Here is a 14,897-nt window from a genome sequence, read left to right as displayed (position 1 = left end):
TGATCAGATGATGCCGAACAGGATGCCCGCCGCGAGGATCACCAGGCTCGTCAGGACGGCCCACTTCACGACGAACCTGGTGTGGTCGCCGAACTCGACCTTGGCCATGCCGACCAGGACGTACACGGCGGGGACGAGCGGGCTGGACATGTGCAGCGGCTGGCCGACGATCGAGGCGCGGGCGACCTCCAGCGTGGACACGCCGTGCGCGTGGCCGGCCTCGGCGAGCACCGGCAGGACGCCGAAGTAGAAGCCGTCGTTCGACATGAAGTAGGTCAGCGGCAGGCTCAGCAGGCCGGTGACGAGGCCCATGTGCGGGCCCATGCCGTCGGGGATGGTGTCCACCAGCCAGTTGGCCATGTGGTCGACCATGCCGGTGCCGGTGAGCACGCCGGTGAAGACGGCGGCGGCGAAGACCATGCCGGACACGTTGAGGACGTTGTCCGCGTGGGCCGCGATGCGGGCCTTCTGGTCGGGGATGTGCGGGAAGTTGACGGTGAGGGCGAGCGCGGCGCCGATCAGGAACAGCACCGGGATCGGCAGCAGTTCCATGATCATGGAGGTGAGCAGGGCGACCGTGAGCAGCGCGTTGAACCAGTACAGCCCGGGGCGCAGGGTGGCCCGGTGCGGGTCGAGCCCCTGGAACTCGTCGTCCGCGGCACCGTCCCGGCCGGCCGGGCCGTCGGGGCGCGCGGCGGGCGTGGTCGCCTCGCCGGGGCCGGAGCCCTTGCCGACGGAGGTGCCGGAGGCACCGCCCCGCCCCGTGCCGGCCGCCGCACCGGCGCCGACCAGCACCGTCTCGGTCTCGTCCTCCCGGACCAGCGCCTGGTCCAGCGTCAGGGTGCCGAGCCGCCGGCGCTCGCGCAGACCGAGGACGTAGGCCAGGACGAGGACCGCGACCAGGCCGGTGGCCAGGGCCGGGATCATGGGCACGAAGATGTCGGTGGCGTCGACCTTCAGCGCGGTGGCGGCGCGGGCGGTGGGGCCGCCCCAGGGCAGGGTGTTCATCACGCCGTTGGCCATGGCGGCGACACCCGTCATCACGACCAGGCTCATCTTGAGGCGCTTGTACAGCGGGTACATCGCCGAGACCGTGATCATGAAGGTGGTCGAGCCGTCGCCGTCCAGGGAGACGATCGCGGCCAGCAGCGCCGTACCGACGACGATCCGCATCGGATCGGCCTTGCAGAACTTCAGGATCGCGCGGACGATCGGGTCGAACAGTCCGACGTCGATCATCACACCGAAGTAGACGATCGCGAACATGAGCATCGCCGCGGTGGGGGCGAGGCTGGACACGCCGTCGATGACGTAGTCGCCGAGCTGGGCGCCCTTGCCGACGAACACGCAGAACAGCGCGGGAATCAGCACGAGCGCCGCGATCGGCGACATCTTCTTCATCATGATCAGGACCAGGAAGGTCGCGATCATGGCGAAGCCGAGGATGGTCAGCATGAGTGGATACCTAACGTTCGCCCTTGAACATCCCACCGGGGCAGGCGGTGCGAGCGACGTTAGGGGGCGCGAAGCCGCGTTAACAAGACGTTGACATATGAGCAATAAGCGCAAAACTGCAGGTCACAGCTTTGCTCAGGTCAGCGTGGGGGTCACTGCCGGGTCACGGGGGCGATCTCGACGGGGACGCCGTTGAGGACCGCGTTGCCCGAGAGGGGGTCCAGCAGGCTGCCGTCGAGCAGCTGGTTCACGTTGACGCCGGGGTCGCCGGCGGCGTGGGTGAGGCGGGTGCCGGGCCGGTCGTGGCCCCAGCCGTGCGGGAGGCTGACCACGCCCGGCCGGACGCTGTCGGTGACCTCCGCGGGGGCGGTCACCTCTCCCCCGCCGCCCTTGACGCGCACCGGCTCCCCGTCCCGCACGCCGAGCCGGCCGGCGTCCTCCGGGTTCAGGTGCAGCGTGCACCGGTTGGACCCGCCGGTCAGGGCGGGGACGTTGTGCATCCAGCTGTTGTTGGACCGCAGGTGGCGGCGGCCGACCAGGACGAGCCCGTCGGGGCGCTCGGCCAGGGAGCGCTTCAGGCGCGGCAGGTCGGCGGCGATGGGCGCGGGCAGCAGCTCCACCTTCCCGCTGCGGGTCTTCAGCGGCTGCGGCAGGCGCGGGCGCAGCGGTCCGAGGTCGATGCCGTGCGGGCGGGCGAGCAGCCGCTCCAGCGACAGCCCGCCGGGGCGGGCGCCGAAGCCGTCGCCGTAGGGGCCGAGGCGCAGCATCATGTCGAGCCGCCGCTCGGGGCCGTCGATGCCGGTGAGACGTGCGGCGATCTCGCGCGGATCGCGGCCGTGCACGGGTGAGTGCGGGTCCCGTACGGCCTTGCCGAGGGTCTGGTCGATCACCATGGCGTCCACGGCGGCCGGGTCGGTGCCGTGACTGTCGGTGGCGGCCAGGATCAGCCGGGACAGGATCTCGGTCTCGGCCATGCGGCCGGGTTCGAGCGGGACGGCGGGGCGCGTGTAGCGGACCTGGTTGCGCACGGCGAGGGTGTTGAAGGCGAAGTCGTGGTGCGGGCTCTGGGCCGGCGGGGGCGGCGGCAGGACGACGTGGGCGTGGCGCGAGGTCTCGTTCAGGTACGGGTCGACGCTCACCATGAAGTCGAGCGAGGCCAGCGCCTTGTCGAGCCGGGCGCCGTCGGGGGCGGAGAGGACGGGGTTGGCGGCGATCGTGATCAGTGCGCGGACCGGCTCGCCCTCGTCGGTGGCGGTGTCGATCTCCTCGGCGAGGGCGGACAGCGGCAGTTCGCCCTTGGCCTCGGGGTGTGCGCTCACCCGCGAGTGCCAGCGGCCCAGGGCGAAGCCGCGGCCGGGTCCGGCGGGGCGCGGGGTGCGGTCGGTGGCGGCCTGCGGGAAGAGGGCGCCACCGGGCCGGTCGAGGTTGCCGGTGAGGATGTTGAGGACGTCCACGAGCCAGCTGGCGAGGGTGCCGTGCGGGACGGTGCAGCTGCCGATGCGGCCGTAGACGGCGGCGGTGGGGGCGGCGGCGAGTTCGCGGGCGAGGGCACGCGTCGTCCCGGCGTCGACGTCGCAGGCGGCGGCGACGGCCTCCGGCGTGAAGTCCCTCAGGGCGTCGGCGAGTTCCCCGGCTCCCTGGACGTGCGGGGCGAGGGCGCCGAGCTCGGCCAGGCCCTCCTCGAACAGGACGTGGGCCATCGCGGCGAGGAGCAGCGCGTCCGTGCCGGGGCGGATCGCCACGTGCCGGTCGGCGAGCTTCGCGGTGCGGGTGCGGCGGGGGTCGACGACGGTGAGGGTGCCGCCGCGGGCCCTGAGCGCCTTCAGCCGGCCGGGGAAGTCCGGTGCGGTGCACAGACTGCCGTTGGACTCCAGCGGGTTGGCGCCGATGAGGAGCAGGTGGTCGGTGCGGTCGAGGTCGGGCACCGGGATGGCGTTCGCGTCGCCGAAGAGCAGGCCGCTGGAGACGTGCTTGGGCATCTGGTCCAGCGTGGACGCGGTGAACAGGCTCCGGGTGCCGAGCGCGCCGAGCAGGACGGGCGGGTAGAGGGCCCCGGCCACGGTGTGCACGTTGGGGTTGCCGAGGACCAGGCCGGCGGCGTGCGGTCCGTGCCGTTCGACGACGGGGCGGATGCCCGCGGCGACCGCGTCGAACGCCTCCTCCCAGGTGGCCTCGCTCAGCTCGCCGTCCCGGCGCACGAGGGGCGCGCGCAGCCGGTCGGGGTCGGAGTCGAGGGCACCGAAGGAGGCGCCCTTGGGGCAGACGAACCCGCGGCTGAAGACGTCGTCGCGGTCGCCGCGGGCGGCGGTGACCCTGGTGCCGTCGATGCTCAGGGTCAGGCCGCAGGTGGCCTCGCACAGGGGACAGATACGCAGGGCGGTGCGGGACACGGGTCCTCCCGGGGGCGGCGGCGACGTGACGGTGGCGCGCGGACGTGAAGCCTCGCGGCGAGCATACCGACCGGTAGGCATGTTGGGGAGGCCTTCGGAGAACCGGGGACGACGGCCTTCCCCCGCGTCAGTCGAGCACCCGCCCCAGGTACGCCGCCAGCAGCTCCCGGGCCTCGTCGATGATCGCCTCGTCGCCGTCCGGCGCCACCCGGAAGGCGAGCTGGACGAGGGTGTCGGCGGTCTCCACGGCGACCAGGAAGGCCCGGCGCACGGCGTCGTCGGGGCGGCGGCCGAGGTAGCCGGAGAGCAGTTCGGTGACCCGGTCGGCGACGCGGTGGTTGGGCTCGGCGTGGCGGCCGCCCACGGGTATCTGGTTGCCGAAGTCGACGAGGGAGAAGCCGGGCGCGGTCCGCTTCATCGCCAGGTACTCGTCGAGCACGGCGTCGAGGGCGTCCCGCCAGCCTCCGTCGCCGGTCTCCGTCAGCCGTTCGGTCACCCGCTCGGCGTAGCGCTCGAGGTTGCGCTGGGCCAGCGCGTCGGCCATCTGCCGCTTGTTGCCGAAGAAGCGGTACACCGAACCGATGGGGACGCCGGCACGCTGGGCCACGGCGCGGGTGCTCAGCGCGTCGTAGCCGACCTCGTCGAGGAGGGCGGCGCAGGCGTCGAGGATCCTGGTCAGCCGTTCGGCGCTGCGCCGCTGCACGGGGGCACGACGGAGCGGGGTCGCGTGGGGCACGCGCATCATGATGCCTTTCCGCCGGGGCCCGGGGAACTGTGACCTCCGGTACGCGGCCGGGCGGCGGCGCCGGACGCGTCCTCGCGGAGCGTCGGCTGCGTGGCCCCGGTCGGCTCCGCGTCCGAGGCCGTGATGTCCGCCGTGCTCTCCACGGGCCGGCCGTCGACCGCCCAGACGGTGCCGTCGTCGGCGTACAGGCGCGCGGTGACCTGGTGGGTGCCGCGCGGGAGCCCGGCGGCGAGGCGGTACCGCGGGCCGCGCAGGGGGGTGACGAGGTCCCCGTCGACGTAGAGGTGGGCCACCCCGCGGCCGGCCACCGCCGTCGCCTCCGTACCGGCCGGCGAGAACCGGAAGTTGCGGACGGTCAGGCGCACGTCCCAGGCGTCGTCGGCGTTGGGCTGCACCTCGATGCCGATCTCGGGCGCGTGCCCGGAGTCCGCCTCCCGGAAGCGCCGGCCGTCCTCGTCGGTGTCGCCGAGGAGTCTGCCCGCCGACGTCGGCGACGCCCCGGTCCCCGGCTCTTCCCCGTCACTGGAGCCGCAGCCCGCGGATCCGGTCAGCAACAGGACACAGACCGCGAGCGCGGCGGCTGCTCCCCGCGTCCACGACATGCCGGGAGAGTAGAACACCGGTCCGACAGTCCGGATCCCCCTGGGGTCCGGTTCCGGTCATCGTCCCCCGGGAGGAGGCGGAGGCCCGCACTCCCTCTTGCGCCCGGGAAACCGCAATCCTACGGTGAGGCATAGGAATCAGAGGGCGAGGGAGCGATCAATGAGCGGGGACGCGCGGAAGACCGCGGAGGGCCTGACCTACCTGTCCGGTTTCGGCAACGAGCACAGTTCGCAGGCCGTCCCGGGCGCCCTGCCCGAGGGCCGGAACTCGCCGCAGCGAGCACCCCTCGGGCTGTACGCCGAGCAGCTCAGCGGTTCGGCCTTCACCGAGCCGCGGGGGCACAACCGCCGCTCGTGGCTGTACCGCATCCGCCCCTCGGCCGCGCACCCCGCGTTCACCCGGACCGGCAACGGCGCGATCCGCACCGCGCCGTTCACCCAGTGCGTGCCGGACCCCAACCGGCTGCGGTGGAACCCGCTGCCGGAGCCCGGGGCCGGGACGGACTTCCTCGCGGGCCTGTGGACCCTCGGCGGCAACGGCGACGCGACCCAGCGCACCGGCATGGCCGTGCACCTGTACCGCGCCAACACCTCCATGGACCGGGTCTTCAGCGACGCCGACGGCGAGCTGCTGATCGTCCCGGAGCACGGCGGCCTGCTGCTGCGCACCGAGTTCGGCCTGCTGCACGCCGAACCGGGCCACGTGGCCCTGATCCCGCGCGGGGTGCGCTTCCGCGTGGAGCTGCTCGACGACGAGGCCCGGGGCTACGTCTGCGAGAACTACGGCGCACCGTTCCGCCTGCCCGATCTCGGCCCGATCGGCGCCAACGGCCTCGCGAACGCCCGGGACTTCCGGGCACCGGTCGCCGCGTACGAGGACGACGAGAGCGCGGCGGGCCCGGTGCAGGTGGTCAACAAGTTCTGCGGCAACCTCTGGACGGCCGACTACGACCACTCCCCGCTCGACGTGGTCGCCTGGCACGGCAACCACGTGCCGTACGTCTACGACCTGCGCCGCTTCAACGTGATCGGCACCATCTCGTACGACCACCCCGACCCGTCGATCTTCACGGTGCTCACCTCCCCGTCGGACACCCCGGGTCTCGCGGGCGTCGACTTCGTGGTGTTCGCGCCGCGCTGGCTGGTGGGCGAGGACACCTTCCGGCCGCCGTACTTCCACCGGAACGTGATGAGCGAGTACATGGGCCTGATCGAGGGCGCCTACGACGCGAAGGCCGAGGGCTTCGTGCCGGGCGGCGGTTCGCTGCACAACATGATGTCGGCGCACGGCCCGGACCGGGACACCTTCGACCGGGCGAGCGCCGCCGAGCTGCGGCCGCAGAAGGTCGACGACGGGCTGGCGTTCATGTTCGAGACCCGGTGGCCGGTGAGCCTCACGCCGCAGGCGGCCCGCGCCGAGCACCTGCAACAGCGCTACGACGACGTCTGGCAGGGCCTGGAGCGCCACTTCCGCCCCTTGCACTGAGGATTCCCCTACCGGTACGGATGGCCCGTGACCTCCTTCGCCCCGGACTCCATCGTCCTGAACCGCAAGCTGCCGCTCTGGTACCAGGTGTCGCAGTCGCTGCGCGCCTCGATACTCGGCCGCTCGCCCCGGGACCCGCTGCGCCTGCCCACGGAGGAGCAGCTGGCCGGCCACTACGGGGTGAGCGTGCTGACCATGCGGCAGGCGCTGAAGGAGCTGGAGGACGAGGGCCTGATCACCCGCCACCGCCGGCGCGGCACGTTCATCGAGCCGCACGCCCGGCGGGGCGCGCCCGTGCGGCTGCTGGGCTCGGTGGACGCCATCGTGGCCCAGCAGTCCGGCATGAAGGCCGAGCTGCTGAGCCACGGCACCGCTCCGGTGCCGCCCGGACTCGCCGAGCACTTCCCGGACCTGGCCGAGGCCGCGACGTACCACCGGCTGCGCTGCGACGATAAGACCGGCGAGCCCACCAACCACGCCCGCAACTGGGTCCGTACCGAGGTCGCCGCCCGCATCGACCCCGACGACCTGGCCCGCTGGCCGATGACCAAGGTGCTGCGGGACGTGGTGGGCATGGACATCAGCCGGATCACGGACACCGTCGAGGCCCGGCTCGCGGACCCGGAGACGGCGCGGCTGCTCGAGGTGCCGCTGCTCAGCCCGATCCTGCACTACACGGGCATCACCTACGACACGGCGGGACGGGTGCTGGACGTGGCCGTCATCCACTACCGGGGGGACCGTTTCTCCTTCACGGTCACCCTGGACGCCACCTGAGGCCGTGGCGCCCCGTCGTACGATGCCGGGCGTGACGCACGACGACGCTCCGCGGCCGGCGGACCTCATGCCGTGGTCCGTCGCACCGCCGCGGCTCGGCCGGGGCTGGCCGGCGGCCCCCGACCCGGCGTCCCTGAAGGCCCGCTGGGACGCCCTGGTGAAGGCGGAGGGGCCCGACCGCCAGGCCCTGTTCGAGCCGACGCGCTCGCGCACCCTGCACACGGCGGTCGGCCAGCTGCCGGGCACGTCCGGCGGCACGGACCGGCTGCTGCGCGCCGCCGGGCCCTGTCCGGAGCCGGTCCGCGTGCTGCGCGCGCCCTTCGACGAGCAGTGGCTGATTCCCGACCACCGGCTGATCGACGCGGCCCGTCCCGAGCTGTGGCGGGTGGCCGACGAGCGGCAGGTCTTCGTCGTGGAGGCGTCCGACGCCGCCGGTCCCCTCCTGCTCGCGACCTCGCGCCTGCCCCTGTTCGGTCCGGCCCGCGTGCGCCCGCTGCACCGGCGTCCCGGTGGAAAGGAGCCGAACCTGGCCCCCGGGCTGCTGGACCACCTGGCCGGCCGGCTCGGCCTGCGCCCCGGCCCGCTGGACGTGCTGGCGTGGATGGTGGCGGCCGTCCGTCCCGGCCCCGTGGTCCCGCTGACCGCCGACCCCGCGCTGTGGGAGCACGGCGTCTCGCTGGGCCGCCGCGCGCTGTGGCTGATGCGCCGCGACGGGGAGCGCCCCAAGCTGCCCGGCGGGCGCCGCCCCTACGTCCGCGCCCCGCTGCCCGCGCGCCCGCTGACCCTGCGCTACGACCGGGACGAGGAGACCCTGCACCTCGACGAGGGCCGCGTCTCGCCGGTGCCGCCCGGCGCCTGGGACTTCGAGGCGGGCGGGGTACGGGTCCTGGAGCAGTGGTTCGCGGCCCGCACGGCCGAGGGCGAGCCGGGCACGCTGGCGGCGATCCGCCCGGCCGGCTGGCCGCAGGCCTGGACGTCGGAGCTGCTGGAGCTGATCACGGTCCTCGCCCTGCTGGCCGAACTGCGCCCGCGCCTGGCGGAGTTGACGGTGACGGACCCGGTCACGGCCACGGAGCTGCGCACGGCGGGCGTCCTGCCGGCCCCCGAGACCTCCCGCCGGCCGGCCTCGGTCCTGGACGGCCGTGAGGAGGGCCCGGAGGGTCAACTGGCGTTGCTGTAGGCAGGCCGCGGAGAGCTTCTCCGCCGGGTCCCGGCCGGCCCGGAGGGACACTACGCGAAGCCGTCCAGCACCCGCTCCAGTGCCCGCTCGAACACCGCTTCCATGTCGATCGGTCCGGCGTCCTGCGTGAAGGACGCGGCCAGTCGTGGGTAGGCGCCGCTCGCGAGCTGCCGGCCGAGGTAGGCGATCCGCGCGGCGCTCTCCTGCTCCTCGGACCAGGGCAGCGAGCGGGTGCGCTCGACGGTGGCGAGTTCGTTGCCGACGTAGGTCGTCACCACGCCGTTGACCATCGCCACCAGCTCCATCTTCGTGCCGTAGGGCGCGTCGAAGGGGTCTAGGCAGGCCAGGCAGTGCTCCAGGTAGCGCAGGGCGTTGGGGCTGAAGCCGTGGACCGGGGACATCAGGCGCGGGACCCAGGTGTGGCGGTGCATCAGCGCGCGGGTCTGGTGGGCGACCCGGATCATGTCGGCGCGCCAGTCGCCGCTCGGTTCCCACAGCTCGTGCTCGGCGCTGACCGCGTCCATCATCAGCTCGTGCAGGTCCTCCTTGCGGGGGACGTAGTTGTACAGCGACATGGTGCCGCAGCCCAGTTCGGCGGCGACGCGGCGCATCGAGACCGCGTCCAGGCCCTCGGCGTCGGCGATCCGCACCGAGGCGGCGGCGATGTCGGCGCGGGTGTACGCCGGTCTCGGCCCCCGGCCGGTGCGCTCGGGGCGCGCCCAGATCACTTCGGGTACGGCCGCTCGGCCCGCCATGGTTCATCACCTCGGCCACCATCCTAGTTACGTACACCGTACGTAGTGCGCTATGGTCGCCCCATGACTACTACGTACGCTGTACTTAGTGAGGGTCTCCAGAAGCGCTTCGGTGACGTGCGCGCCCTGCGCGGGCTGGATCTCGCGGTGGCCGAGGGCACGGTGTGCGGGCTGCTCGGGCCGAACGGCGCCGGCAAGACCACGGCGGTGCGGCTGCTGACCACGCTGCTGCGGCCGGACGCGGGCTCGGCGCGGATCGCGGGGCACGACCTCGTGCGGGAGGCCGCCGCCGTCCGGCGCCGGATCGGCGTGACCGGGCAGTACGCCTCGGTCGACGGGGACCTCACCGGACGCCAGAACCTGCGGCTGTTCGCCCGGCTGCACCGGCTGCGGGACGCCTCCGCGCGGGCCGCCGAGCTGCTGGACCGGTTCGGCCTGGCGGAGGCCGCCGACCGGCCCGCCTCGACCCTGTCGGGCGGCATGCGGCGCCGCCTCGACCTGGCGGCGAGCCTGATCCGCCGGCCCGAGGTGCTCTTCCTGGACGAACCGACGACCGGGCTGGACCCGGCCAGCCGGAACCAGATCTGGGACGCCGTCCGCGCCCTGAAGGACGACGGCACGACCGTGGTGCTGACCACGCAGTACCTGGAGGAGGCCGACCGTCTCGCCGACGACATCGCCCTGGTGGACCGGGGCCGGGTGGCGCACACCGGGTCGCCTTCCGAACTCAAGGCGCTGGTCGGGGCGCACGCCGAGGCCGTGGTCGCGGACGCGGACGCCATGGGGCGGGCGGCGGCCGTCCTCGACCGGCTCACCGGTGCCGAGCCGGTGCTCGACCACGAGCGCCGGGCGGTCGTCGCGGTGAGCACCGATGCGACCCTCACACTCCCCCGCCTGGTGCGCGAGCTCGACGCGGCGGGCGTGCCCCTGGTGGACGCGAGCCTGCGCCCGCCGACCCTCGACGACGTCTTCCTCCGCCTGACCGGCAGCAAGGAGCTCGCGGCATGAGCACGACGACGGGACCGACGACCGGGACGGCCACGCCGTACGACCTGGCGTACGACGGCGCCGCGATGCTGGGCCGACAGCTGCGGCGGGTCCGGAACAATCCGGGGCTGCTGATCCTCACCCAGACGATGCCGGTGACGATGCTGCTGTTCTTCGGCTACGTCTTCGGCAGCGCGCTGGCGATGCCGGGCGCGGAGTACCGGTCCTACCTGGTGCCGGGCCTGCTGGTGGCGACGGCGGCGAACGGGATCATGACGGGCATGTTCCAGGCCGCCCAGGACACCCACCGGGGCGTGACGGACCGGCTGCGCACCCTCCCGGTGAGCAGGGCGGCGGTGCCGCTCGGGCAGTCGGTCGCGGACGTGCTCGTCACGGCCGCCGGGACGGTGCCCTTCCTGCTGGTCGGACTCGCCGTGGGGTGGCGGGTGGAGGGCAGCGCGCCCGGTGCGGCGGCGGCCGTGGGGCTGCTGCTGCTGTTCCGGTTCGCGACGACGTGGATCGGCATCTTCCTGGGGCTGCTCACCCGGAACGAGGAGGCCGCGGGCCAGCTGGGCGGGGCCACCTTCGTCCTGCCCCTGCTGTCCAACGCCTACATCCCGGCCGAGGGGCTGCCGGGGTGGCTGCGCACGGTCGCCGAGTGGAATCCGATCAGCGCGGTGACCACGGCGCTGCGCGATCTCTTCGGCAACGCGCCCGTGCCGGAGGGGGCCGCCTGGCCGGTGGCGCACCCCGTCGCCGGGTCGCTGGCCTGGTGTGCGGTACTGCTGGCGGTGTTCGTACCGCTCGCCGTGCGCCGGTACGCGCACGGCGAGCGCTGAGCGGGCCGGACCGTCGTCACCGCCGGGCGGGGACGCGGCGGGACGGGGACGTGCCCGCGCCGGGGATCACACCGGGGGCGCCACCGCGTGCCGTGGGGGTGACGGACGGGTGCGTGGCGCCGCGCCGGGACGGTGTGACCGCCGTGGCGCGGGCCTCAGTTGCCGCCGAACAGCGAGCGGCGCAGCCGGCGCAGTGGCGCGAAGAGCGAGACCCGGCGGACCCGGGCGCCCCTGCTGCTGTGCCGGTGCGCGGGCTCACGCGCGGTCAGCTCGCGCATCAGCGACGTCGCCTCCACCGTCTCCCGCTGCGGAAGGGCGGGGCCTCCGAGCACCGCGAGATGACGGTCGAGACGCGAACTGGTCGCGCTGCTCCCGCAGGTGATCGCGGGCACCCTTGCCCTGCTGCGCACTGTTATCTGTTCCATGTCACTCCCCACCCGTACGAGTCCACCCGGCCCGGGCAGGGTAACCCTATCGCCCCGGTGAGGCAGCCGTGTATCGCGGTCACAGGATTCACCTTCCCCGTAAGGGTGTTGACGATTACTCTCCGAATCCAACAGATTCCAGGGCGAGTTGGACAACGGGCCTGCTCGTCGGCCGGTCCGAGCCCCCGCCGGGCTCGACGGTCACGGCCAGTGACGTCGCGGACCGGTCCAGGTCCGACGCGAGCAGGGGCGTGTCGCCGTCGAAGAGCCCCAGGGAGCGCGGGGCGGCGCCGGGGCGCATGAGCCACAGCTGGTGCACGCGGCCGCCGGGCGGCTCGCCGTATCCGCGCAGGGTGACGACCGCGCGCCCCTCGGAGGCGGAGGCGACCACCGCGACACCGCGGCCCCGGCCGTCCACGCCGCTCGTGGTGCGGGCGTCCGGAGCGGACAGGACGTGGGCGATCTCACGCGCCCGGTCGCGCGCGGCGTCCAGCTCGTCCTGGGTCCGGCCGGCCTGCACGGCGAAGAGCGCGGCGACCACGAGGGCCGCGGCGGCGGTCACCGTGGCGAACGGAACCAGGAGGGGGCGCGGACGGGCGGCGCGGGTGCGTCCCGGGGACGGATGGGCGCCCCGGACGCGCGGCGGCGACCGGCGCGCGGGCCCGCGCCGGGGCGGGGGGTCCTGCGGGGTGGCGCGCACGGCGGCCAGGACGCGGTCGCGCAGGGCGGCGGGCGCGGGGGCGGCCGCGGACCAGGCCAGACGCACGGCGTCCTCCGCCAGGTCCCGTACCTCGCCCGCGCAGCGGTCGCAGGTCCCGAGGTGCTTCTCGAAGCGGATCCGCTCGGCGCCCTCCAGGGCGTCGAGCGCGTACGGCGCGGCGAGCGAGTGGAGGTCGCCGCGCCGCGCGAAGCCCGGCCCGAAGAGGCTCATGCGGCACCTCCCAGGCAGTCGCGCAGGCGGGTGAGTCCGTCTCTCATCCGTGTCTTCACCGTGCCCAGGGGGACGGAGAGCCGCTCGGCCACTTCCCGGTAGGTGTAGCCGTCGTAGTAGGCGAGGGTGACCGACTGGCGCTGGAGGGCGGTCAGCCGGTCCAGGCAGCGGCGCACCCACTCGCGTTCCAGACCGGCCTCGACCTCCTCCAGGACCTGGTCGAAGGCCGGGAGGTGGGCCCGCCGGGCCTCGCGCTGCTCGCGTTCGCCGGCCGCGCGGGCGCTGCGCACCCGGTCGACGGCGCGGCGGTGGGCGAGGGTGAGGACCCAGGACAGGGCACTGCCCCGGCGCGGGTCGTACCGCGCGGCGGACCGCCAGAGTTCGAGCAGCACCTCCTGGGCCACCTCCTCCGACTGGGCGGGATCACGCACCACGCGCCGGACGAGTCCGAACACGGGGCCGGACACCAGTCCGTAGAGCTCTTCGAAAGCCTTCTGGTCGCCGTCCGCCACGAGCGTCAGCAGCGCGTCCGCCTCCACGCGCTCCCCCTCTCCGCGAGCCGCGCCCGGCCCGTCCATGTCACCTGGGAAGCACGCGACGGCCGCGCCCTTCCGGAGGAGTTACGGATCGCCGGGCGGAAAACGCGGGTCCGCGGGCGCTCGATCGATTCCGGCACGGAATCCGGGGGCGGGACCAATCCGGGTGCGGGACCGCTCCGAATGCCGGTGCGTCAGGGAAGTCGGCACCGAGGACGGACGGCATGACACCTATCTCCAGAAGCGGTGGTACGGGGCGCGGACGCACCGGGCGCGGGGGCGTCGCCGCGCTGATCTGCGGCGCGCTGGCCGCCGGAGGGCTCGCGGCCGCCGGGGCGACCGCGCTGGGACCGGGGGCGGCGTCCGCCTCCAGCCACCGGGAGGCGCCGCTGGTGTCGGGGACCCCGCAGTACGACAACACGGACCTCTACGCCTTCGTGAGCCCGGACCGGCCGGACACCACGACGCTCGTCGCGAACTGGATCCCGTTCGAGGAGCCGGCGGGCGGGCCGAACTTCTTCACGTTCGCCGAGGACGCCCAGTACGACCTGCACATCGACAACGACGGTGACGCGCAGGGCGATCTGGTGTTCCGGTACACGTTCACCACGCACACAAAAAACGACCGGTCGTTCCTCTACAACACGGGCCCCGTCACCAGCCTCGACGACCCGGACCTCAACATCACGCAGACCTACGACGTCGACCTGATCAGGCTGCACGGCGGCAAGGAGATGTCCCGCACCACCGTGGCCGACGACGTTCCGGCGGCCCCGTCCGACGTCGGCCGGGCGTCGATGCCGGACTACGGCGCGCTGCGCGACCAGGCGGTCCACCCGCTGGCCGGCGGCGGGCAGACGTTCGCCGGGCAGGCCGACGACCCGTTCTTCCTGGACCTGCGCGTCTTCGACCTGCTGTACGGCGGGGACCTGTCCGAGGTCGGGAACGACACCCTCAAGGGGTACAACGTCAACTCGATCGCCCTCCAGGTCCCCACCGACATGATCGTGGAGTCGGCGGGGCAGCCGGTCGTCGGTATCTGGTCGACGACCCGACGCAAGAACGCGCACGGGCACTTCACGCAGGTGTCGCGCCTGGGCAACCCGTTGGTGAACGAGGTGGTCAACCCGCTGGCGGACAAGGACCCGTTCAACGCGTCCGCGCCGGCCGACGACGCGCGGTTCCTGCCGAACGTCACCGGACCCGAGCTGCCGAAGCTCGTCGAGGCGATCTACCGGATCAAGGCGCCCGCCGAGCCGCGCGACGACCTCGTCGACGTGTTCCTCAAGGGCGTGCCGGACCTCAACCAGCCGCCCCACGTGACGCCGTCGGAACAGCTGCGCCTGAACACCTCGGTCGCCCCGGCCGCCGAACCGAAGCGGCTCGGCGTCCTGGACGGCGACACCGCGGGCTTCCCCAACGGGCGCCGGCTCACCGACGACGTGGTCGACGCCGCGCTCCAGGTCGTCGAGGGCGAGCTGGTCGGTGCGAAGAACGACCTGGGCGACGCGGTGGACGCCAACGACAAGGAGTTCGGGCACGCCTTCCCGTACCTCGCGCACCCGACGGAGGGCTCGCGCGGCCCGCTGGCGGGCGGGTCGGGAGAGGGCAACGACGTGCGCAGCCGGCCGGGCGACGCGCTGCGGCCCGCCGGTTCCGACACGACGCTGATCACCGCCTCGGCGGGCGCGGGCGCGGTGGGCGTCCTGCTGGCCGGCGGCGCCCTGGTGTGGTGGCGCCGCTCCCGGGGCCGCGCCTGGTGACCGGCCCCCTCGGACCGGCGCGGCCC

14 protein-coding genes are annotated in these 14,897 nt (G+C 73.8%); 6 read left to right on the top strand and 8 right to left on the bottom strand.

Translation table 11 applies throughout. The annotated features are described in order from the left end of the window. Positions 1 to 3: 3 nt before the first annotated feature. The 4 genes from ACGF3H_RS33635 to ACGF3H_RS33620 all read right to left on the bottom strand — a co-directional run bounded on the left by ACGF3H_RS33635 (position 4) and on the right by ACGF3H_RS33620 (position 5,192). Positions 4 to 1,455: a CitMHS family transporter gene (locus tag ACGF3H_RS33635; RefSeq protein WP_362494166.1), complete on the bottom strand. Its 1,452-nt coding sequence runs from the start codon at positions 1,453 to 1,455 to the stop codon at positions 4 to 6. A 152-nt stretch (positions 1,456 to 1,607) separates the two neighbouring features. Next, a complete protein-coding gene (locus ACGF3H_RS33630; protein ID WP_362494163.1) occupies positions 1,608 to 3,845 on the bottom strand; it encodes a molybdopterin oxidoreductase family protein in 2,238 nt (745 codons plus the stop codon). Positions 3,846 to 3,972: 127 nt separating this feature from the next. After that, a complete protein-coding gene (locus tag ACGF3H_RS33625; RefSeq protein ID WP_362494160.1) occupies positions 3,973 to 4,590 on the bottom strand; it encodes a TetR/AcrR family transcriptional regulator in 618 nt (205 codons plus the stop codon). Beyond that, entirely contained in the window at positions 4,587 to 5,192 is a 606-nt protein-coding gene (locus ACGF3H_RS33620) for a hypothetical protein (protein ID WP_362494157.1), read from the bottom strand. Before ACGF3H_RS33620 ends, ACGF3H_RS33625 begins: the two co-directional genes overlap by 4 nt. 160 nt (positions 5,193 to 5,352) lie before the next feature. On the opposite strand from ACGF3H_RS33620, the gene hmgA reads away from it, so the two are divergent. Genes hmgA through ACGF3H_RS33605 form a run of 3 tightly spaced genes read left to right on the top strand, consistent with a single transcriptional unit; the run spans position 5,353 to position 8,635 of the window. Further along, entirely contained in the window at positions 5,353 to 6,678 is a 1,326-nt protein-coding gene (gene hmgA / locus ACGF3H_RS33615) for a homogentisate 1,2-dioxygenase (RefSeq protein ID WP_362494154.1), read from the top strand. 27 nt (positions 6,679 to 6,705) lie between these two features. Continuing rightward, a complete protein-coding gene (locus tag ACGF3H_RS33610) occupies positions 6,706 to 7,455 on the top strand; it encodes a GntR family transcriptional regulator (protein WP_362494152.1) in 750 nt (249 codons plus the stop codon). 22 nt (positions 7,456 to 7,477) lie between these two features. Further along, positions 7,478 to 8,635 carry a type ISP restriction/modification enzyme gene (locus ACGF3H_RS33605; protein WP_362494150.1) on the top strand — a complete coding sequence of 386 codons (1,158 nt, stop codon included), beginning with the start codon at positions 7,478 to 7,480 and terminating at the stop codon, positions 8,633 to 8,635. Positions 8,636 to 8,685: 50 nt separating this feature from the next. On the opposite strand, the gene ACGF3H_RS33600 is transcribed toward ACGF3H_RS33605, so the two are convergent. After that, positions 8,686 to 9,390, bottom strand: coding sequence for a TetR/AcrR family transcriptional regulator (locus tag ACGF3H_RS33600; RefSeq protein ID WP_362494148.1), 705 nt, complete (start codon positions 9,388 to 9,390; stop codon positions 8,686 to 8,688). Positions 9,391 to 9,453: 63 nt separating this feature from the next. On the opposite strand from ACGF3H_RS33600, the gene ACGF3H_RS33595 reads away from it, so the two are divergent. After that, positions 9,454 to 10,398: an ATP-binding cassette domain-containing protein gene (locus ACGF3H_RS33595; protein ID WP_362494145.1), complete on the top strand. Its 945-nt coding sequence runs from the start codon at positions 9,454 to 9,456 to the stop codon at positions 10,396 to 10,398. After that, positions 10,395 to 11,216 (top strand): ABC transporter permease, encoded by an 822-nt coding sequence (locus ACGF3H_RS33590; RefSeq protein WP_362494142.1) that lies wholly within the window; start codon positions 10,395 to 10,397, stop codon positions 11,214 to 11,216. Before ACGF3H_RS33595 ends, ACGF3H_RS33590 begins: the two co-directional genes overlap by 4 nt. Before the next feature lie 155 nt (positions 11,217 to 11,371). On the opposite strand, the gene ACGF3H_RS33585 is transcribed toward ACGF3H_RS33590, so the two are convergent. The 3 genes from ACGF3H_RS33585 to ACGF3H_RS33575 all read right to left on the bottom strand — a co-directional run bounded on the left by ACGF3H_RS33585 (position 11,372) and on the right by ACGF3H_RS33575 (position 13,111). Next, positions 11,372 to 11,641, bottom strand: coding sequence for a hypothetical protein (locus tag ACGF3H_RS33585; protein ID WP_362494139.1), 270 nt, complete (start codon positions 11,639 to 11,641; stop codon positions 11,372 to 11,374). Positions 11,642 to 11,756: 115 nt separating this feature from the next. Further along, positions 11,757 to 12,572 (bottom strand): anti-sigma factor, encoded by an 816-nt coding sequence (locus tag ACGF3H_RS33580; RefSeq protein WP_362494137.1) that lies wholly within the window; start codon positions 12,570 to 12,572, stop codon positions 11,757 to 11,759. Next, positions 12,569 to 13,111 (bottom strand): sigma-70 family RNA polymerase sigma factor, encoded by a 543-nt coding sequence (locus ACGF3H_RS33575; RefSeq protein WP_362494345.1) that lies wholly within the window; start codon positions 13,109 to 13,111, stop codon positions 12,569 to 12,571. The genes ACGF3H_RS33580 and ACGF3H_RS33575 overlap by 4 nt, the downstream gene beginning before the upstream one ends. 221 nt (positions 13,112 to 13,332) lie before the next feature. Here ACGF3H_RS33575 and ACGF3H_RS33570 point away from each other — a divergent pair, with 221 nt between their 5' ends. Next, positions 13,333 to 14,871, top strand: coding sequence for a DUF4331 domain-containing protein (locus ACGF3H_RS33570; RefSeq protein WP_362494135.1), 1,539 nt, complete (start codon positions 13,333 to 13,335; stop codon positions 14,869 to 14,871). Positions 14,872 to 14,897 lie beyond the last annotated feature (26 nt).

The organism is Streptomyces sp. NPDC048185, assembly GCF_043202495.1.
Taxonomy (GTDB): Bacteria; Actinomycetota; Actinomycetes; order Streptomycetales; family Streptomycetaceae; genus Streptomyces.
This window is presented reverse-complemented; position numbering and strand designations above follow the sequence as displayed.

What these genes read in the sequence shown, in the direction of transcription:
- ACGF3H_RS33635 (WP_362494166.1), bottom strand. Translation starts at nt 1,455, where the DNA reads ATGCTGACCATCCTCGGCTTCGCCATGATCGCGACCTTCCTGGTCCTG.
- ACGF3H_RS33625 (WP_362494160.1), bottom strand. Translation starts at nt 4,590, where the DNA reads ATGATGCGCGTGCCCCACGCGACCCCGCTCCGTCGTGCCCCCGTGCAG.
- ACGF3H_RS33620 (WP_362494157.1), bottom strand. Translation starts at nt 5,192, where the DNA reads ATGTCGTGGACGCGGGGAGCAGCCGCCGCGCTCGCGGTCTGTGTCCTG.
- hmgA (WP_362494154.1), top strand. Translation starts at nt 5,353, where the DNA reads ATGAGCGGGGACGCGCGGAAGACCGCGGAGGGCCTGACCTACCTGTCC.
- ACGF3H_RS33605 (WP_362494150.1), top strand. Translation starts at nt 7,478, where the DNA reads ATGCCGGGCGTGACGCACGACGACGCTCCGCGGCCGGCGGACCTCATG.
- ACGF3H_RS33600 (WP_362494148.1), bottom strand. Translation starts at nt 9,390, where the DNA reads ATGGCGGGCCGAGCGGCCGTACCCGAAGTGATCTGGGCGCGCCCCGAG.
- ACGF3H_RS33595 (WP_362494145.1), top strand. Translation starts at nt 9,454, where the DNA reads ATGACTACTACGTACGCTGTACTTAGTGAGGGTCTCCAGAAGCGCTTC.
- ACGF3H_RS33590 (WP_362494142.1), top strand. Translation starts at nt 10,395, where the DNA reads ATGAGCACGACGACGGGACCGACGACCGGGACGGCCACGCCGTACGAC.
- ACGF3H_RS33585 (WP_362494139.1), bottom strand. Translation starts at nt 11,641, where the DNA reads ATGGAACAGATAACAGTGCGCAGCAGGGCAAGGGTGCCCGCGATCACC.
- ACGF3H_RS33580 (WP_362494137.1), bottom strand. Translation starts at nt 12,572, where the DNA reads ATGAGCCTCTTCGGGCCGGGCTTCGCGCGGCGCGGCGACCTCCACTCG.
- ACGF3H_RS33570 (WP_362494135.1), top strand. Translation starts at nt 13,333, where the DNA reads ATGACACCTATCTCCAGAAGCGGTGGTACGGGGCGCGGACGCACCGGG.